This window comes from Halovenus salina, from assembly GCF_026410925.1.
Taxonomy (GTDB): domain Archaea; phylum Halobacteriota; class Halobacteria; order Halobacteriales; family Haloarculaceae; genus Halovenus; species Halovenus salina.
Map to the genome: position 1 here is coordinate 1,420,915 of NZ_CP112972.1, position 18,155 is coordinate 1,439,069.

Here is an 18,155-nt window from a genome sequence, read left to right on the forward strand (position 1 = left end):
TTTGTTCACCTCAGAGGTTGACCGTGGTTCCAGGGTCGTCACCACTCAGCGAGTCCGGCACCTGCAGGAACGCCACCGTCTGGGAGCCGACCTCGTTGGTGATTGTGACTTCGACGCTGTTCCCCTCGTTGAGCGATTTGAGAGGTCCCTGGTCGAACACGTTTGAACCACCAGTTCCGTTGAGGTCTTCGGTGCTAACTGTTTCGTTGGCTAGGGGAACAACAATCTCGTAGCGGTCTGCTCCATCAGTCATCACAATATCGTCTTCGTTCTCAGCGTTGATGACCTCAATCAGATACTGTGCCCCCCTACTTTCAGTGCCTGCCGCAGGATCCTCAAGCACCACATTACCTGGTCTAGTGTCTCCAGTTGCAAGGCCACCAGCGGATTTGTTACCGACGACGATGTTGGCGAACTCGTTGTCACTCACGTACTGAAGGGTGAGTTTTGCGAGGTTAACATCACCCGCACCAGCGGCTGGCTGGACTCCCAGCCGAAGTTCGTTGATATTGTCGTTCCCACTCACATTTCCGACCTCGGTGATCACGTTGAGGTTGTTAGCGACCTGTGCTGTACTCTCGGTACCGGTGTCCTGGGCCTGCGTCTGCAGGAACCCAGCCGTGTTGATCAGCACGCCTGCTGCAATCGCCGCCACCAGCACCATCGCGATGAACACGATTAGTGTGCCAATGCCAACTTGGCCACGTTCGTTCTCTAAGTTGTCGTTCAGTATCATGGTTGTCTCGCCTGATGTCTCCCAGACTTAATTTTTACTTTCTAACCTACCCTAATAACATTGTGGACCCCATTATCGAGTTTGAAAACGTTAGGGTTCGTCGAAATTCAGAGGATATCGTATTCAAAAACAACATGCGATTTTCTCGTTTTCTTGCTTTAGAAGTTCTAAAACAGCACAAACCGGTTCAAGAGATCGGCAAGGTTGGCAGTTGTCTCTGCATTCGGATGAGAGAAGAGCGTGTGGTTCCTGGCTATTCGTAGACGACCAGACTGTAAATGATGAATAGGAACCCGACGGTAAACAGGCTACTTTTCACCAGCAACAGCGACCGTGTGCCTTCGAAATCGTTGTAAAAGGCACTAATGAGTGTCGCTGCCGCGCCGGCTACTGCCAGCGAAAAGCCAATCGAGAGGTGGAGCATTGCGGTTCGTCCCGTCTGTACGTACGCACGCACGGCCATACCGACCATGGTGAGTCCGGCGACGATAAACACAATCGTCACCACCGCATAGAGGAGTTCGATAACTGTTGTAGAGGTCACTATGCCCAGGTACAGGGGCATCTGTATTAAATCCACCCACGTGAGTTCAGCAGCTGAAAACTACGGTTGCAGAGACGCTATCCATTGGAAAGGGTCTTCCAGGCCTCATCGAGCGTGTTCGCCACCTCGGACCGCTCTTCAACGTCGACAAACAACTCATCGTCTTCGAACTCGACGTGCACTGCCTCGACATTACGGCGGTATACCTTTATCCGTCGCCGGTCGTCTGAAAGAATATTATCGTGTAGCTCCAGCAGATCGTGCTCGGTGAGCTCGTCGATGCGCCGATAACAAGTCGCGATCGGAATATCGAGCTCGTCGCTGAGCTCCTGAGCCGAGCGTGGCTCCTCGGTCGCGTCGAGTATCTCGGCGCTGTATTTGTTTCCGAGTGTTTGCAATAGATCTACTGACGACATCTATTATCAGATTATAAATTACGAGAGTCATAAATCTACCGGGTGTTCCCGGCACGAAATATCGAGGAGCAATTCCAGATCATAATTTGGATATTTTGGCCCCTCAAACCCTAATAACGCTGTTTTCGCTACCAATAATCACACACCGAAGGAATATGCTGGCATTACAGTGGGCTGGTTTCGTCGTTCATCATCGAAAACGCGCTGGCGTTCTCGTGTATCCGCACACCCTCCCCTTGACTAATCTCCATCGGGAAGATATCAGTATCGATATCCTGTTTTCGCATCTTGGCTACCCATGCGTAGCGGGAGACACCTGAATCAGTCGGCGTCTGGAGGAGAAAGATATTCCCGTCAGCCAGGAAGTTTTCGAGTCCCACATCCATATCGGGGAAGACTGCTCCCTGCTCGTTGGTCATGAGTGCAGTCAGATTGTTCTCAGCGAGGATGTCAGTGAACTTCAGGAGATACGTCCGCTTCTCGCGTTCGGTGTCGAAAAACAGCTGGAACATCGTCAGCGAGTCCAACACGAGTCGTTCGTAGCGGTCGTCGTTGAGGTCACCGAGCAACAGCTCAAGCGACGAACTGAAGTCGTTCTCCCGAAGCAGGACCTGTTTATCGTATATTTCGATGTTCCCTGCATCGACGTGGTCTTGCCAGTTGTCGAACCCGATAGACTCTGCAGCTTCCCGGAGGTCGCGTTCATTCTCCTCGAAAGATAGGAAGATACCGTCCTCGTCGAACAGTTCGACCCCGTTGTAGATGTACTGCAGTCCGAGAATGCTCTTTCCAGCACCAGGATTTCCATTCACGAGTGTCGTAGAATTGTTGACGAGTCCCCCGTTCAGTATCTCGTCAAGTCCAGTGATGCCCGTTTTCCTAAGCTCGGTCATATGCTGTGGAGGTGAGCCAGTAGATAAAAAGGTCCGGGTTGTTCGGCCGGTAGTGTTCAGATAAGCTGATTCCATGCGAAACTAAATGATCTGAGCCAGTCGTCAGCTGTGTCTGCTTCGGCGTTGCTGAAACAGTTTGAAAACGAATATGTTCGTCGTTTCACCTCACGAAAGACACGTTCGACGCTATTCCGATTTCCATGGCGTTCGTATCTGAAATCGAGGCCGTGCCGAGAGCAGGCGTCTTTCAGTTGCGGTGCGCCATCGATGAGAAACACCGCGTCGTCGACGTCGTGTTTCTCACGAAGTTCGGCAAAGAATGCGTGAGAAAGAACGTTCGTTCTCGTTGGTTCAAGCTTTGTATGCAGTAATTTGTTCGTTGCTGGATCGACAGCGGCGTACAGCCAGTACTGCTCGTCATTGAGCTGGATCACGGTTTCGTCGACCGCAACGTGATCCGGATTTTGTCCGTCTTCGGGCTGTAGATCTGCCTTGTGAACCCAGTTGTGAACTGTAGAACGTGCACGTTCGACACCAAATATTTCGAGAATAGAAACAGTATTCGAAAGCGATAATCCAGCAATATGCAGTTGAATACTGAGCTTCATCAGAAATCGCGGTGTCGCTTCGCGTTCAATAAACTCTAAGTCGATCTGGTCGATACTACCGCTGAGGCGGATGTTTTTGGACATAGGCACTCAAAAAACGCTCCGCCTCGCCTTTCAATCCTTATCTGAACACCGCCGTTCGGCCGAATGTAGCCATACGCGTGTTCGTCAGTTCGGCCAGACTACGAGAGACAACGACAGTGACAGCACAACAGAACCGAATTTGACCTCACGCACTGTGGACCGCTTCTGGGTCAACCCAGATGACGAATTGCTCGTCGTCACCTTTGATGACGCCGTTGATAGCCTCCTCATCTTGGGCCGGAGACTGGTCGACATCGTCGCTGTCGACTTGGACGACCTGATTGACCTCGTCGACAAGCCAGCCGGCGGCAGCCTGGTTATCGACAATCTCCGGATCGTAGACGATGACCCTGTCTGGCTCTTGGTCCGACTCGATGTCAAACACCACTTTTGGGTCGACAATCGATGTCGTTCGACCACGCAGGTCCATAACTCCCTGCACGTGTGGGGGCGAGTTCGGAACAGCCGTTAGCTCGCCAACATCGACAATTTCCGTCACGTAATCGATACTTACACAGTACGTTTCGTCACCGAGCTTGAACTCGAGAACTTGTCCTGTCGTCGTGGCTTTCATATGTGACCTCCTAGGTCCGGGTGCGCGGGTAGCGGCCTCGGCACCGTTGTCTGATTCACGTGCTGAATTTCTCGGTGCCGGAGACTTAAATCTGCCCACCAGACTATCACGTTTGATTACGGAGGCGGAGTCTTTATTGGGGTACTCACAAGAGTGTCAACTGTGAATGCAGGGAAGTGAGTGTTGCCTCGAAGTGATTTCACCGCTACTCGGTACTGAACTGGTGAGCTGTGACTATCGAGCGAGGCCGTGGCTGCTGTCAACTACTGGGAGGAATTACTGATGACGGGCACGCGCGCGGTCGTCGCTGACGATTCACATTTCATGCGGAGCGTCATCACCGACATGCTCGACGACGGCGGTATCGAGGTCGTCGCCCAGGCCAGAAACGGAATAGAAGCCGTCGAAGCGGTCGTTGAGCACGAGCCCGATGTCGTCACGATGGACGTCGAGATGCCGGAGATGAACGGCATCGAGGCTGTCGAAGAGATCATGAAGAAGCGTCCGACGCCGGTGTTGATGCTCTCTGCACACACCGACGAGAACGCCGACGTGACCTTCCAGGCGCTCGACAAGGGGGCAGTCGATTTCTTCAGCAAGCCCGGCGGCGAGGTGTCGATGGAGATGTCTCGTCTGGAGGACCAGCTCGTCGATATGGTCACCTCGGTCGCGAGCGTCAATCCAACTGAGGAGGCCGAGGCCCCTCAGTCGTCAGACCGCGAGCAGACAGTCTCTCGAACGTATCTCGACAACCCGACGTTACTCATCGGTTCCTCGACCGGTGGGCCGAAGATGGTCGAGCGCGTCCTCTCAGAGCTCCCGCTGGATGCCGGCTTTCGGATTCTCATTGTCCAGCACATGCCGGGCGGCTTCACCGAGCGGTTCGCCTCCCGTATCGATTCGGGTAGCCCCTACGATGTCCGCGAGGCGACCGACGGCGACCGTATCGGCGACGGCGAGGCACTCGTCGCCGCGGGCGGCAAACACATGGTCGTCTCAAACTACCGAAACGGTCGTCTCCGGGTGAAGCTGACAGAGGACCCACCGGTGAACAGCGTCCGGCCGGCCGTCGACATGACCATGTCGAGTGCCGCGGAGGTCATTAAAGACCCACTTATCGGCGTTATTCTCACGGGGATGGGCGAAGACGGCGCTGCCGGCATCAAATCCATCAAGGCTGTCAGTGGGACGACGTTCGCGCAGGACGAGGAGACATCGGCAGTGTTCGGGATGCCAAAACGAGCAATCGAAACAGGGTACGTCGACGAGGTCCTGCCAATCAGTGATATCGCCGACGGTATCGTTCGCGCTGCGCGGACAGACATAACGGACGAAAAATGACAGGGAAGTACTTATGAATCGACAACAAAAGGTGTACTAACAATGGAAGACCAGTACCTCGATGCGTTCATTCGCGAGAGCGAAGAGGAAATAACGAAGCTGAACAACTCGCTGCTCGAACTGGAATCCGATCCCAGTTCCCGGGAGGCGATGGACCAGATCTTCCGGACAGCACATACGCTCAAGGGGAACTTCGGAGCGATGGGTTTCGAGGCCGCGTCGGACCTCGCACACGCGATGGAGGATTTGCTTGACGAAATGCGCGAGGACAACCTCGAAGTGACCCCGGACGTGATGGATCTGATTTTCGCCGGCGTCGACCAAATCGAGGCAATCGTCAACGAGATCGAAGAACACGGCGAGTCGACGACCGATACCTCTGAGACTGTCGACCAGCTACGGACCGTTCTCGAAGAGGGAACTGGCTCTGTCGATACCGAGTCCACCTCGGAGACGGGGACCTCAAGGGGACACGAAACCGACCTCTCGGGCATCGAAGTCGACGACGACGCGGCCGATAGCCAGGTCATCTACGCCTCGGTCGACCTCGGAGATAGTGACATGCCGGGCGTCGACGCGATGTTCGTTCTCGAATCAATCGAAGAAGTGTTTGACATCCTCGACGCGGATCCCGAACGAGAGGAGATCGAGAACGGCAGCTACGACGACACGTTTGGCCTGGCGCTCGATGCCGACGACACGGGCGCAGTTGAAGACGAGTTGGCCGCGCTCGGTCGCGTCGAAGACGCCATAGTCGAGAACGTCACCGACGAGATCCTCGACAATGGCGGTTCGGTCTCGGTGAGCGGGTCGGCTGACGAACACGAGGTCGACGAGATTAAATCAGTCAGGGTTGATGTCGACCAGCTTGACGACCTCCACGGGCTCGTCGAGCAACTGGTCACCAGCCGAATCAAGCTCCGCCGGGCGGTCGAGGAGGACAACCTCGACTCGGCGAGTGACACGCTGAACGAGCTCGACAAGATCACAGCGAACCTCCAGAACACTGTGATGGACATGCGGTTGATTCCGCTAAAGAAGGTCGTCGGCAAGTTCCCGCGGATGGTCCGTGACCTTTCTCGGGAGCTGGGCAAAGAAGTTAACTTCGAAATCGAGGGCGAGGAGATCGAACTCGACCGGACGATCCTCACCGAGATCTCGGACCCGCTCATGCACATCATCCGGAACTCCCTCGACCACGGTATCGAGGCACCCGAAGAGCGCGCCGAGGCAGGCAAACCGCGGGAGGGGCAGGTCACACTCCGGGCCTCGCGCCAACGTGATCACGTCACCATCGAGGTCGCAGACGACGGGGCGGGCCTCAATGTCGAGGACTTAGAACAGACGGCAATCGAGCGCAACGTCCGCTCACCCGAGGAGCTGGAGACGATGGACGACTCGGATATCTACGACCTAGTCTTCCATCCGGGCTTCTCGACCGCCGAAGAGGTGACCGGCACGAGCGGCCGTGGTGTCGGAATGGATGTCGTTCACGACACCGTCACACAGCTCGACGGCTCGGTCGATGTCGACAGTACCCCCGGCCAGGGGACGACGGTCTCGCTGCGTCTCCCGGTAACGATGGCCATCGTCAAGGTGCTGTTCGTTCAGGTCGGTGACGAGGAGTACGGCATCCCTATCAAGAACGTCGACGAGATTACCGGTGCCGACGAGGTTAAACATGTGAACGGCCAGGAAGTCATCAAACACAACGACGAGATCTATCCCGTCATCGAGCTCGACGAGCGTTTCGACGTGCCCCGACGCGCCACCGCAGATGGGGGTACAGCCGGCGGCGAGATGCTCGTTCGTATCCGCGAATCCGAACGCCAAGTCGCCCTGCGGTGTGATGCAGTCAACTCACAGGAAGAAGTCGTTGTCAAGCCCCTGGAGGGTCTTCTGAGCGGGACCCCGGGACTCTCGGGGACTGCGGTCCTTGGGGACGGGAACATTGTTCATATCCTCGATGTGGTCACGCTATGAACCGGGGCAACGAACGGTCATTCAACGACCTGCTTGGGTACATCGAACGCGAGATGGACTTCGAGTCCGGGTTCTACAACGACGCCTACCTCGACCGTCGCATCACAGCCCGGATGCGTCGGACCGACCACGACGAGTACAGCGCCTACCATCGATACCTCGAACGCCACGAGGACGAGCGCGAGCTGTTGCTCGACTCGCTGTCGATTAACGTCACCGGTTTCTTCCGGAATCCCGAGGCGTGGGAGAAACTCCGAGAAGTCCTGCGTGACCTCACCGACTCACATCGGCGCGTCCGAATCTGGAGTGCGCCCGCCGCAGACGGCCGCGAGCCGTATTCGGTGGCGATGCTCGCGCTCGACGACGACGAGATTGAGCAGCGACGAATCGATATTCTCGGCACCGACATCAACCCGGATATTCTCGAAACAGCCCGTAAGGGCATCTACGAGACCTCCCAGACCACGGATATCGCCGAGGAACTCGAACCGCTGGACGACTACTCGCCGTATATCGACCAAGACGAGGACCGGTTCCAGGTCAGAGACCGCGTCAAAAACCTCGTCGAGTTCGAGCAACACGACCTCATCAGAGGAGAGCCAAAGCGCGATTTCGACCTGGTCCTCTGTCGGAATCTCCTCATCTACATCGACGCTTCGTTCAAGGAGCCGATTTTCGAGACGATTTGGAAGTCGTTGCGCGAGGGCGGCTATCTCATGATCGGCATGACCGAGACGCTCCCGACAGCGAGTCGCGATGGCTTCGAGCCCGTTTACAAGAAACAGCGCATCTACCGGCGAACCTAAGCCATGTCTCTGTACGAGTACGAACGCAACGGCAACGCACAGGAAATCATTCGGGTGCTTCGTAACTCCGACAACGACAACATCAGAGAGCGGGCGGCAACGCTTCTCGGACGCCTCGACGAACATGACGACAGAGACGATATTGTCCAGGCGCTGATTACAGCCGCCCAAAGCGACGATTCCGACGCCGTCGTCGGCGCGGCAATCGACTCGCTCAACGACCTCGGGCAGGACGCGCTCGAACAGCTCATCGCGACGATGGCTGATATCGACATCGACGACGGCGCGGACTGGGTCCGGGCGAAGGCGTTCATACAGGGGCTCTCCTCGGACATTCCAGAGCTCCGGATGGCCGCCGCGAACGGCCTCGGCGAAATTGCCGAGCCCGAGGCAGTTCCCGAACTCGTCGAGCGATTTCAAGACCCTGATCCGCGAGTGCGTGCTCGTGCAGCGCGTGCCTGTGGACTCATGGACGACCCCCGGGCGACAGACGGCCTCGAGTCACTCCTCACAGACCCCAAGGCAGCAGTCCGCCTCGAAGCTGCAGAGTCACTCGGCCGTATCGGCAACCGCCAGGCGCTGACGGCACTGCTCGAACTCTACGACGACACGGACGAGCGTGTGCGGCGCATCGCAGTCAACGGGTTCGGCAAGTTCAGTAACGACCGCCCCGTCGAGTACCTCATCGACGCCCTAGGCGACGCCTCGGCGGCGGTCCGCCGAACTGCGGTGTTCTCGCTTATCGAGTTGCTCTCGAACGTGCCGACAGAGAAGAGCCACGAGATTCGCGAGACTGTCGTCGAGCAGCTCTCGGAGGTCGAAGACGAAACCGTCGTCGCGCCGCTGGTCGAGATTCTCGAACGCAGCACCCAGTCCTCCCAGCGGCGAAACACCGCGTGGCTGCTCGGGCGTGTTCTCGATGACGAGAGCAACCGTGATGCTGTCGACGCGCTGGTGCTCGCACTCGAAGATGGCGAGCAGATGACACGCCAGTTCGCCGCGACCAGTCTCGCCGAAATCGGCGGCACATACGCCGAGGCAGAGTTGCTCTCACTCGCGACAGATCCCGACAACGACAGCGAGGCCCGAGGCCAGGCACTGTTTACTCTTGGGAAAATCGGCGACAAAGAGACCGCAGAACAGATCGAGCAGTTGCTCGAGGACACCGAGGACCAGACGGTCCGCAAGCGGGCGTTCTCGGCGCTCTCGAAACTCGGCGGTCGGACCGGGCAACAACAGCCCTGAAAGCGTCCCGAAAACAGATATACCGGGCTGTCATAGCGGTGGGTATGCTGCTGGTCCTGTGTGTCGACCTCGACGACGACCTCGGCCGGAAGACCGGCATGGAGACGCCGGTCGTCGGCCGCGAGGCCGTTCGCAAGGCTGCGGTCGCCCTCGCCATTGCAGACCCCGAGGACAGCGACGTGAACGTCCTGTTCGAGGGACTTCACCTAATCGATTCCTTTGACGACGAGGCGGTCGAGGTCGCCGCAGTGACCGGCGTCGACGGCCGTGAGGTCGAAGCGAACAGACAGGTCGGCGAGGAGGTCGACCGTGTGCTCGCCGAACTCGACACCGGCGAGGACGTGCGCGCGGTTGTCGTCACCGACGGCGCACAGGACGAGTCCGTTCTCCCGGTCATCCGCTCGCGGGTCACAATCGACAGCGTCCGCCGCGTCATCGTCCGTCAGGCACAGGACCTCGAATCGATGTACTACACCATCAAGCAGGTGCTCGACGACCCAGAGACTCGCGGGACGTTACTGGTGCCGCTCGGTATCCTGTTGCTCATCTATCCGCTGACAATTCTGGCCAATCTGCTCGGACTCCCCGGGACCGTCTTCGGGCTGGTGTCTGGGTTGCTTGGCCTGTATCTGCTCGCCCGCGGATTTGGCGTGATGGAGTGGGTCGACTGGGGTGTCGAACGTGTCCGGACAGGGCTGTTCACCGGGCGGGTGACGCTCATCACGTCTGTCGTTGCGCTGGCACTGCTGGTCATCGGCGGCGTCAGCGGGATACAGACCCTCGAAACCACACGCGAGGCCGCCGCCGACCCCCTCGGCGTCGTCGATATCATTGCCGCACTCACCTTTGGGTCCGTCCAGTGGTTCGCCGCCGCGGGCGTGATGAGCAGCCTCGGCCGCGTCACCGACGAGTACATCGGCGACGACTTCCACTGGCGCTATCTCAACGCGCCCTTCTACATCGTCGCTATCGCGGCTGTCCTCTTTGGTGTGAGTGGCTTCTTCCTCGACGAGGCCAGCCTCGAATTCCTCGCCTTCATGCTCACTGGCGGCACACTGCTCGGAGTCGCCTCGACGCTCTCGTTTGCCGTCGCCGAGTCCTGGACAGGGCGCCAACAGAAGATTGGCTGACCGAGAACCCAAATCACTATTTGTCGGAGGGTCTCAGTGGTTCACAGGGGCGTGTAGCTCAGCCCGGACTAGAGCGTCGGACTTCTAATCCGACGGTCGTGGGTTCAAATCCCACCACGCCCGTGCAGCGAACGAAGTGAGCGAACCGGCATGGATGGGATTTGAAGTAGACCAGACGCGCGTAGCGAGTCGAGCACATCTGGGCGTGGTTCAAATCCCACCACGCCCGTGCAGCGAGGAACGTGTGGCACGAATGAAGTGAGTGCCACAATTGCGAGCGGTGTAACCGCGAGCAGCGAACGAAGTGAGCGAACCGGCATGGATGGGATTTGAACTACGCAAACGTGAACGAACGTGAGCGTTTGCACCGGGTTCAAATCCCACCACGCCCGTGCAAGAGCCGCCTCAGCTGTCCTCTGTCTCGTCGAGGCGTTCGATATCCGTCTGGGTCTGTTCCGCGTCGACGTTTCCGGTGTTACGCGTCTCAGCCGGCTCGAACAGGAGAATCTCTGCTCCGTCTGGTGCGATCGGCCGGTGTTCGACGCCCGCCGGAACGACGACTAACTCGCCCTCCTGTAACACGACGTCAGGCTCCTCGCGGAGTTCGATTCGCAGCTCGCCGGAGACGACCAGAAACAGCTCGTCTGCGTCCTCGTGATGGTGCCAGACGAACTCGCCGTCGGCGTTGGCGAGCTTGACCGCCTGCCCGTTGAGTTCGCCCGCCAGACGCGGAGCCCACTGTTCGTCGAACGACGCGAACGCATCCCCCAGATTCACTTTCTCCATACAGTCGGTTTCGCTACGGAGAATAAAAACATCAGGCGAACACGCCCCAAGAGGTGACAGCGGCCCCGAAACATTCTGGCGACCGATAGCTATGCCGAGCCGAGAAGCCGACTCGACACGGACCGCAACGATTGGGTCACTTCTCCCGGATGCGGCAGTCCGAGCCGGTATCGAAGACGGTCCTGGCGTTTGAACGGCTCGAAGACGGCGGGTTCCTCAAGCTCCCACACCTGCGCGCGGTCGCCGACGCCGTACCGCTCAAAGAGCGCGTTTGCCGCGCGCCGACCGGCTTCGTTTGCCGACTCCATCGACGCCAAATCGGAGTTCGTCTGGACGTAGTCAGCCGCGAGCACGAGGTTGTCGACACCCACGTCGGCGGGAGGGCGGTGTTTCAGCGAGCCGACGGTGTTGATGAGCAGCGGCGACCGGTTTTCGACGCCGTTCTCTGTCTCGACGATTGCCGGGTCGAGGAAGGTGTCGACGAGCATTTCGTCGGTCAGGCGCGTCTCCTCAGTGTTGAGGTGGGTCTTCAACTGGGCCCAGATTTCCGTGATAATCTCCTCGCGCGTACACTCTCTGGCAGGCTTGCCGTGGAGAATCCCCGGCGTGTCCCAGTCCGAAGCAATGACCGAGAGCACGCCCTCGACGGCCTCGGGACCACGGCCCTCGATATCGTAGTCATCCCAGAACTGCACCTGCGAGATGGAGGTCAGCGCCCAGGGAGCGTCGGCGTACACCTGGTGGCCTCGCGAGAGCGTGACGTCCTCGGTGAGATAGTACTGTACACCGTTCATCCAGGCGGTGTCGAGCTGCGCGATGTCACCGAGTTCAGGAGCCACCTCGGCCAGTTCGGGCGAGACGAACGAGGGGGCCACCTCGACCGGAACGGCGAGGACGAAGGCGTCGGCGTCGACGCGCTCTCCGTCGGCAAGCGCGAGGCTATCGATGCGCCCGCCGCTGACCTCGAAGGATTCTGCCGGGCGGCCAGGGTTGAGGTCGACGCCCTGAGCGGTGAGGTACTCGACCCAGGGGTCGATCCAGGCTTCGCTCGTCGGGCCGTTCAGAATCTGCTCGGTCGGCCGGTCGGGATTCATCTGTCCGAAGAGAAGCTGTGCGTAGATGCTCCCGACCGTTCGGGCACTCCCGACCTGTGGCCGCAAGGCGACGAGTGACTGGACGGCGTAACCGAGTCGGTCCCGGAACTCCTGTGACCGGTTCTCGGCGTCGATGAACTCCCACCAGGACACCTCGTCGAGTTCCTCCGCGCGGCGCTGTTCGCAGGACGTCAGCAGGTACAGCATCCGTTCGAGCAGGAAGGCAACGTCGCGTCGCGGCAAGTCCTCGGCGAACGCGGGGCGTGCGGCGTCGAGCCAGCCCCGCAGGCTGTCGGGTGTCGCGCTAGTAGCGACCCGTTCCGGTCCGTCGACAGCGGCGATGAGCGTCTGTTCGGTCTCAACGAGGTTGTCCGCGACCGTCCCGCCGCCGTCGGGGATACGCTCCATCGTCTCGAAGACGTGACGGTAGAACGCGGGGAAAAACCGAAATCCGTGCTCGCCGTGGAGTGGCTTCCGGTGGGCGGTCGCCTCCATCGAGCGCGCTTTGCCGCCAAAGCGGTCGTTCGCCTCGAAGACGGTCACGTCGAAGTCGCGTTCGACGAGTTCGTGGGCCACAGAGAGGCCCCCGATGCCACCGCCGACAATTGCAACATCTGGCATAACCACTCTAGCGATTCCACAATGATAAGCGCATCAGCCGTTTTATCGACGCGCGCGGACAGTTACTTGCCGGTCTAGGTCCTACGACAGCTATGTCGACTGCGCTCGTCTGGTTCCGTGACGACCTCCGTCTCACCGATAATCCGACAATCGCCGACGCCGTCGCCGCCGCCGGGACCGTCGTTCCGGTCTACGTCGTCGACCCGCGACGGCGAGGCGAGGGGCGGTACGGAGCCGACAAGCTCGGCCCACACAGAGCACAGTTTCGCCGCGAGAGCCTCGCCGACCTGCGCTCGTCGCTGCGTGAGCGCGGCGGCGAGCTGTTCGTCAGACGCGGCCGCGCCGAGAATGTCCTGCCCGACCTCGCCGAACAGGTTGGGGCCGACATGCTCTATACCCAGACCAAGCCGGCGACCGAAGAGCGAACCCGAGAGCACCGGGTCCGCGCCGCGCTACCTGATGACGTGGCCGTCGAACGCCGGTGGACACACACGCTGTACCACGTCGCCGACCTGCCGACGCCGTACGAAAGCATCGAAGATACGTTCACGCCGTGGCGAAAGACCGTCGAGAACGAGGCCACGGTTCGAGAGCCCGTCGCCGCGCCCGAAGCGGTCACGACGCCGACACTTGACCCCGGCGAGATTCCGACGCTCGCGGCGTTGGATATCGAGGAGCCACCGAGCGACGAGCGAGGCGTCCTTCCGTTCAACGGCGGTGAATCAGCGGGCAAAAAGCGGGTCCAGGAGTATATCTGGGAGGGCGACCACCTCCGGGAGTACAAGCAGACGCGAAACGGGCTGTTGGGTGCCGATTACTCCTCGAAAGTCGCGGCGTGGCTGGCGGCAGGTTGTCTCTCGCCGCGGTGGCTCCACGGAGAGGTAAAGCGATACGAGGACGAACGCGTCGAGAACGAGGACACGTACTGGCTGGTCTTCGAGCTGTTGTGGCGGGATTTCTTCCAGTTCCAGTTCTGCAAACACGGCGGCGACTTCTTCACCGAGAGCGGCATCCGCAACGTCGACAAGGCGTGGGAACAGGACCGGACGGCGTTTCGCCGGTGGGCCGACGGCGAGACTGGCGTCCCATTCGTAGATGCGAACATGCGCGAGCTGAACCGGACGGGATACATGTCCAACCGCGGACGACAGAACGTCGCCTCCTTCCTGGTCGACGCGCTCGGCATCGACTGGCGCTGGGGAGCGGCCTACTTCGAGCAGCAGCTGGTCGACTACGACGTGGCTTCGAACTGGGGGAACTGGGCCTACCAGGCCGGCGTCGGCAACGACTCCCGGGACAACCACTTCGACGTCCTCTCACAGGCCGAGTACTACGACGACGACGCCGCGTACGTCCAGACGTGGCTGCCCGAACTCGACGGACTGCCCCCACAGGAGACACACCGGCCCTGGCGGCTGAGCGAGCGCGAACAAGCCGAGTACGGGGTCGCACTCGGCGTCGACTATCCGCGTCCGATGCTCGATATCGAGGCCCGCTACGATGAACTGAACGGCTGAGACGGTCGTTCGTGATTATGTACCGCCATAGCCGACCAATATCGGTTTCTCGCGGTGTGAGACTGTATTTTTGATTCCCCAGTTTTGAAACGAGTCACGAACAACCGTATGAGCAAACCACTTAGTCCCTCCCCGGAGTACGCCCGGATATGTTGCGCCGCCCACGGGAACTCGGCCCGCCGATGCTGGTACCGCTCGCGTGGACGTTCGCCGCCGCTGCAAACGCCGGTGCCGTGAGCGATCACACCCTGTTTATCGCACACGTCGTGATGGCAGTCATGCTTGCTGTGTTTGCGGTGACTGGTCGGAGGGACATGCGCGAGGGAACGCTTCGCGTCTGGTGGTCGCTCATCGTCGTCGGCTTCTTCGTGACGGCTGCCGGCGCAGTTGGCTTCCAGGTCGAGACAGCGAGTGACCTACTGCTGGGGGTGGCGCTGTACGGCTGGATGCTCCTGCCGGCGGTCGGCTTTCTCGACACCGGCCGTCGTGCCACGGACGGCGGCGTCTATCTCGCCGGCGCGGCCGGCTGTCTCCTCGGCGCGGGTATCACCGCCGTCGGCACGTTCGCGGGCGTCGACCTCGCGGCGGTCGCCGGTCCGGCGGTCGTCGGCGTCGCACAGACGGCCGGAATCGTCGACGCCGCCGCCCGCTCATAGGTCGCCGTCTTTTGCGGCCTCACGCATCTGGGTGACCTGCTCACGCAGGTCTGCCATCGACCCGGCGTCGCGTTTGCTGTCGACATGGCCGTACATCAGTCCCATCCGGTGGTTGCTCCGGAGTGGCTCCTCGTTTCGGTCGAGGAAGTCCCAGTACAGGGCGTTGAACGGGCAGGCGTCCGCGCCAGTGTCGCTGTCGGGGTCGTAGACACAGCCCTCGCAGTAGTCGGACATATCGTCGACGTAGTTCGCCGAGGAGACGTAGGGTTTGCTCGCGAAGACGCCGTGGCCGTACTGCCCCATCTCGACGACGTTCGGCGTTGTCACCCAGTGGTAGGCGTCGACGTAGGTTGCGTGGAACCACTCGTTGAGTTCGGCCGGCTCGACACCCCAGAGGGTGGCGAAGTTTGCGAGTATCATCAGCCGCTGGATGTGGTGTGAGTAGCCGTGTTCGCGGACCTCACCGACGGTTTCGGCGAGACAGTTCATCTCGGTCTCGCCCGTCCAGTAGAAGTCGGGGAGCGAGTGAGTTGCCTCCAGCTGGTTCGCCGTTGCTAGCTCGGGCATCGCGTGCCGGTAGACGTGGCGCATGAACTCCCGCCAGCCCAGCAGCTGGCGGATACAGCCCTCTGCCGACGGCAGGTCGACATCCTCGCGCCTGTGGTACGCGTCCTCGACGGCCTCGATTACCTCCAGTGGATGAAGGAGTCCGATGTTCACCGAACTGCCCAACAGGGCGTGTGCCATCGCCCAGTCGTCGGTCCGCATCGCGTCCTGGTAAGGGCCGAATTCGGGGAGCCGGTGCTCGACGAAGTGATTGAGATGTTCACAGGCCTGTCTGCGCGTCACCGGCCAGACGAAGCCCTCTTGGTCGCCCCAGGTGTCGAAGCTCTCGGCGACCCAGTCGGCGGTCTCGCGGGTCAGGTCGTCGTGGTCCGGTGTCGGGACGGGCGGCGCTTCCCAGGAGTCGGGCGGGTACTCGCGGTTCTGGTCGTCGTAATTCCACTCGCCACCAACCGGGTCACCGTCGTCCATCAGGACGCCGGACTCCCGGCGCATCCAGCGGTAGAAATCCTCGTGGCGGAACTGGTCGTCGTTGCCGGCCCACTCGTCGAATGCCTCGCGAGTGCTGACGAACAGCTCGTTTTCCACCACCCGGAGGTCGCCGCCCGCAGCCGCGACGAGTTCCTCGAATCGCTCCGGGGAGCCGTCGCTGGGCGAGCGCATCGTCACCAGCGTCGTCTCCGGGTTCGCCGCGAAGAAGTCCTCGAAGGCGTCGCCGAAGCTCTCTGCCTGCAGGTAGGTAACGTCGTAACCGTCCTCACGCAGGCGATCCCGGAACTGCCGCATCGCGGCGAACACGAGCGTCAGTTTGTGGTGGTGATACGGCATCCGCCGGGCGAAGTCGTGGGCCTCGACCAGGAGGACCCGGCTCCCCTCGGGGGCACGCGCCAGCGGACCGCACTGTTCGGTGAGCTGTGTCCCGAGCACCCAGGGTACCTCGCCGTCGTCGAGCGAGTACGTCGGCGGTGTTCCAACCGTCGGCTGTCGCATACCTATCCCATGGACTGCGCAAGTATAATTCTCACCCGGCCGAACGGTTTTGTGAGACCTCGCCGTACGCAATCACGTGTCGCCGGATATTCTCGTCTGGCACCGCGACGACCTCCGACTCAGAGACAACCCAGCGCTGGCCGCCGCGGCCGCCGACGGAGACGCCCACCCGCTGTTCGTCTTCGACCCACACTTTTACCGGAGTTCCCGCGTCTGTGACAGCAGGCTCGCCTTTCTCCACGAGTGCCTCGACGAACTGGCCGACGCCTACGAGCGCCGCGGCGGCGACCTGGCGTACCGCCACGGTGACCCCCGGGAGATAATCAACGACCTCCTCGCCGAGGGCGTCGTCGACCGGGTCTACCTGAACGCGACGACGACGGCGGGATACGCCCGCCAGCGGGATACCGCTCTCGTCGACCGCCCGGAAGTACAGGTCTTCAGTGACGACGCTATCGTCCGGACGGGCGACTCCCGGGAGGGGTGGCAGGAGCAAGCAGAGGCCTACTTCGAGGACGACCGACACGACCCACCCGAGACCGTCGCCGGCAACGTGGCGAGTACGACCGATATCGAGTCGATAACCACGGAATACGACCTCTCGCCGACCAAGCGCCGCCAGTACCGGGGTGGCTGTGCGAGCGCCCGCGAGCGCCTCGCCGACTTCGCCGACGCCATCGGTGACTACGTCGGCGGCATCTCCGCGCCGGCGAAGGCAGAGCGACGGACGTCACACCTCTCGGCGTACTTCAAATTCGGCTGTCTCTCGCTGCGGGAGGCCTACCAGTGCGTCGACGAGCGCGGCGACGGACGCGCCGTCGACATGTTCACCTCGCGGCTGTACTGGAACCGCCACTTCACACAGAAGCTGGCGGACAACCCGGCGGCGACCGAGCGCGCTGTCAATCCGGTCTTCCGTGGGATGAACCGCAAGCGCCATGACCCCGAGCTGGCGGCGGCCTGGAAACGTGGCGAGACGGGGTTTCCGATGGTCGATGCCAGCATGCGCGCCCTCGAGGAGACGGGTTGGCTGAACTTCCGGATGCGGGCGATGTGTGCCTCGTTTTTCACCTACATCCTGCGGTGCTGGTGGAAAGAGGGCGCGGACTGGTTCTATCGCCACCTCATCGACGCCGACCCCGCAATCAACTACCAGCAGTGGCAAATGCAGTCGGGCCTGGTCGGTGTCCATCCGCTTCGCATCTACAACCCCCACAAGCAGGTCCGCGAGAACGACCCCGACGGAGCGTTCATCAAAAAGTACGTCCCGGAACTCGAGGACCTGCCGGCGACGTTTCTCGACGACCCCTCAAAAGCGCCGCTGTCGGTCCAGGAGAACCACGACGTCAACATCGGCAAGGACTACCCCTACCCCGTGGTCGACTTCGAGCAGCGACGCGAGGAGGCCCGCGAAACGTGGGCGGCGCTGGACGACCGCGCCAAAGAGGCACTGACAGACCCCAAGATACGCCGCCGGGCCTCGCTGTCTTCCCGGCACGACGACCGTGAGCAACGAGACGAGAGCGAGGGACAGGCCACACTCGACGACTTTTCGTCCTGAGAGCGG

Annotated in this window: 17 protein-coding genes and 1 tRNA gene; 9 read left to right on the forward strand and 9 right to left on the reverse strand. The window is 60.6% G+C overall.

Annotated features, from left to right (window positions below):
* Positions 1–10 precede the first annotated feature (10 nt).
* The 6 genes from OSC37_RS07205 to OSC37_RS07230 all read right to left on the reverse strand — a co-directional run bounded on the left by OSC37_RS07205 (position 11) and on the right by OSC37_RS07230 (position 3,855).
* Positions 11–736, reverse strand: coding sequence for a flagellin (locus tag OSC37_RS07205; protein ID WP_267163909.1), 726 nt, complete (start codon positions 734–736; stop codon positions 11–13).
* Between the two features lie 253 nt (positions 737–989).
* Positions 990–1,208, reverse strand: coding sequence for a DUF7521 family protein (locus OSC37_RS07210; protein WP_382186843.1), 219 nt, complete (start codon positions 1,206–1,208; stop codon positions 990–992).
* Between the two features lie 149 nt (positions 1,209–1,357).
* Entirely contained in the window at positions 1,358–1,696 is a 339-nt protein-coding gene (locus tag OSC37_RS07215) for an ArsR/SmtB family transcription factor (protein WP_267163911.1), read from the reverse strand.
* A 164-nt stretch (positions 1,697–1,860) separates the two neighbouring features.
* Entirely contained in the window at positions 1,861–2,589 is a 729-nt protein-coding gene (locus OSC37_RS07220; RefSeq protein ID WP_267163912.1) for an RAD55 family ATPase, read from the reverse strand.
* 56 nt (positions 2,590–2,645) lie between these two features.
* A complete protein-coding gene (locus OSC37_RS07225) occupies positions 2,646–3,281 on the reverse strand; it encodes an IS6 family transposase (RefSeq protein WP_267161604.1) in 636 nt (211 codons plus the stop codon).
* Between the two features lie 145 nt (positions 3,282–3,426).
* Positions 3,427–3,855, reverse strand: coding sequence for a chemotaxis protein CheW (locus OSC37_RS07230; RefSeq protein WP_267163913.1), 429 nt, complete (start codon positions 3,853–3,855; stop codon positions 3,427–3,429).
* Positions 3,856–4,200: 345 nt separating this feature from the next.
* On the opposite strand from OSC37_RS07230, the gene OSC37_RS07235 reads away from it, so the two are divergent.
* The 6 genes from OSC37_RS07235 (at position 4,201) to OSC37_RS07260 (ending at position 10,483) form a co-directional block, all read left to right on the forward strand.
* Entirely contained in the window at positions 4,201–5,196 is a 996-nt protein-coding gene (locus tag OSC37_RS07235) for a protein-glutamate methylesterase/protein-glutamine glutaminase (RefSeq protein WP_382186846.1), read from the forward strand.
* Positions 5,197–5,238: 42 nt separating this feature from the next.
* Positions 5,239–7,179, forward strand: coding sequence for a chemotaxis protein CheA (cheA, locus tag OSC37_RS07240; RefSeq protein ID WP_267163914.1), 1,941 nt, complete (start codon positions 5,239–5,241; stop codon positions 7,177–7,179).
* The gene (locus OSC37_RS07245; RefSeq protein ID WP_267163915.1) at positions 7,176–7,985 is read left to right on the forward strand and encodes a CheR family methyltransferase; all 810 of its coding nucleotides are present in this window, start codon (positions 7,176–7,178) and stop codon (positions 7,983–7,985) included. Before cheA ends, OSC37_RS07245 begins: the two co-directional genes overlap by 4 nt.
* Before the next feature lie 3 nt (positions 7,986–7,988).
* Positions 7,989–9,230 (forward strand): HEAT repeat domain-containing protein, encoded by a 1,242-nt coding sequence (locus OSC37_RS07250; RefSeq protein ID WP_267163916.1) that lies wholly within the window; start codon positions 7,989–7,991, stop codon positions 9,228–9,230.
* A 44-nt stretch (positions 9,231–9,274) separates the two neighbouring features.
* Complete coding sequence (locus tag OSC37_RS07255; protein ID WP_267163917.1) at positions 9,275–10,360, forward strand: DUF373 family protein; 1,086 nt, start codon at positions 9,275–9,277, stop codon at positions 10,358–10,360.
* Between the two features lie 47 nt (positions 10,361–10,407).
* A tRNA-Arg gene (locus OSC37_RS07260) sits at positions 10,408–10,483 on the forward strand.
* 282 nt (positions 10,484–10,765) lie between these two features.
* On the opposite strand, the gene OSC37_RS07265 is transcribed toward OSC37_RS07260, so the two are convergent.
* Positions 10,766–11,146 (reverse strand): cupin domain-containing protein, encoded by a 381-nt coding sequence (locus OSC37_RS07265; protein WP_267163918.1) that lies wholly within the window; start codon positions 11,144–11,146, stop codon positions 10,766–10,768.
* An 89-nt stretch (positions 11,147–11,235) separates the two neighbouring features.
* The gene (locus OSC37_RS07270; RefSeq protein ID WP_267163919.1) at positions 11,236–12,861 is read right to left on the reverse strand and encodes a hydroxysqualene dehydroxylase; all 1,626 of its coding nucleotides are present in this window, start codon (positions 12,859–12,861) and stop codon (positions 11,236–11,238) included.
* A 92-nt stretch (positions 12,862–12,953) separates the two neighbouring features.
* Here OSC37_RS07270 and OSC37_RS07275 point away from each other — a divergent pair, with 92 nt between their 5' ends.
* Both OSC37_RS07275 and OSC37_RS07280 read left to right on the forward strand, forming a co-directional pair.
* Positions 12,954–14,378 (forward strand): DASH family cryptochrome, encoded by a 1,425-nt coding sequence (locus OSC37_RS07275; protein ID WP_267163920.1) that lies wholly within the window; start codon positions 12,954–12,956, stop codon positions 14,376–14,378.
* Positions 14,379–14,527: 149 nt separating this feature from the next.
* Complete coding sequence (locus OSC37_RS07280; protein ID WP_267163921.1) at positions 14,528–15,034, forward strand: hypothetical protein; 507 nt, start codon at positions 14,528–14,530, stop codon at positions 15,032–15,034.
* Here the strand turns inward: OSC37_RS07280 and OSC37_RS07285 are convergent.
* Positions 15,029–16,588 carry a cryptochrome/photolyase family protein gene (locus OSC37_RS07285; protein ID WP_267163922.1) on the reverse strand — a complete coding sequence of 520 codons (1,560 nt, stop codon included), beginning with the start codon at positions 16,586–16,588 and terminating at the stop codon, positions 15,029–15,031. The two genes, OSC37_RS07280 and OSC37_RS07285, sit on opposite strands and share 6 nt — an antisense overlap.
* Positions 16,589–16,664: 76 nt before the next feature.
* Between OSC37_RS07285 and OSC37_RS07290 the strand changes: the two genes are divergently transcribed.
* On the forward strand, positions 16,665–18,149 hold the full coding sequence (locus tag OSC37_RS07290; protein ID WP_267163923.1) for an FAD-binding domain-containing protein: 1,485 nt from the start codon (positions 16,665–16,667) through the stop codon (positions 18,147–18,149).
* Positions 18,150–18,155 lie beyond the last annotated feature (6 nt).

What these genes read in the sequence shown, in the direction of transcription:
- OSC37_RS07205 (WP_267163909.1), bottom strand. Translation starts at nt 736, where the DNA reads ATGATACTGAACGACAACTTAGAGAACGAACGTGGCCAAGTTGGCATT.
- OSC37_RS07210 (WP_382186843.1), bottom strand. Translation starts at nt 1,208, where the DNA reads ATGGTCGGTATGGCCGTGCGTGCGTACGTACAGACGGGACGAACCGCA.
- OSC37_RS07215 (WP_267163911.1), bottom strand. Translation starts at nt 1,696, where the DNA reads ATGTCGTCAGTAGATCTATTGCAAACACTCGGAAACAAATACAGCGCC.
- OSC37_RS07220 (WP_267163912.1), bottom strand. Translation starts at nt 2,589, where the DNA reads ATGACCGAGCTTAGGAAAACGGGCATCACTGGACTTGACGAGATACTG.
- OSC37_RS07225 (WP_267161604.1), bottom strand. Translation starts at nt 3,281, where the DNA reads ATGTCCAAAAACATCCGCCTCAGCGGTAGTATCGACCAGATCGACTTA.
- OSC37_RS07230 (WP_267163913.1), bottom strand. Translation starts at nt 3,855, where the DNA reads ATGAAAGCCACGACGACAGGACAAGTTCTCGAGTTCAAGCTCGGTGAC.
- OSC37_RS07235 (WP_382186846.1), top strand. Translation starts at nt 4,201, where the DNA reads ATGCTCGACGACGGCGGTATCGAGGTCGTCGCCCAGGCCAGAAACGGA.
- cheA (WP_267163914.1), top strand. Translation starts at nt 5,239, where the DNA reads ATGGAAGACCAGTACCTCGATGCGTTCATTCGCGAGAGCGAAGAGGAA.
- OSC37_RS07245 (WP_267163915.1), top strand. Translation starts at nt 7,176, where the DNA reads ATGAACCGGGGCAACGAACGGTCATTCAACGACCTGCTTGGGTACATC.
- OSC37_RS07250 (WP_267163916.1), top strand. Translation starts at nt 7,989, where the DNA reads ATGTCTCTGTACGAGTACGAACGCAACGGCAACGCACAGGAAATCATT.
- OSC37_RS07255 (WP_267163917.1), top strand. Translation starts at nt 9,275, where the DNA reads ATGCTGCTGGTCCTGTGTGTCGACCTCGACGACGACCTCGGCCGGAAG.
- OSC37_RS07265 (WP_267163918.1), bottom strand. Translation starts at nt 11,146, where the DNA reads ATGGAGAAAGTGAATCTGGGGGATGCGTTCGCGTCGTTCGACGAACAG.
- OSC37_RS07270 (WP_267163919.1), bottom strand. Translation starts at nt 12,861, where the DNA reads ATGCCAGATGTTGCAATTGTCGGCGGTGGCATCGGGGGCCTCTCTGTG.
- OSC37_RS07275 (WP_267163920.1), top strand. Translation starts at nt 12,954, where the DNA reads ATGTCGACTGCGCTCGTCTGGTTCCGTGACGACCTCCGTCTCACCGAT.
- OSC37_RS07280 (WP_267163921.1), top strand. Translation starts at nt 14,528, where the DNA reads ATGTTGCGCCGCCCACGGGAACTCGGCCCGCCGATGCTGGTACCGCTC.
- OSC37_RS07285 (WP_267163922.1), bottom strand. Translation starts at nt 16,588, where the DNA reads ATGCGACAGCCGACGGTTGGAACACCGCCGACGTACTCGCTCGACGAC.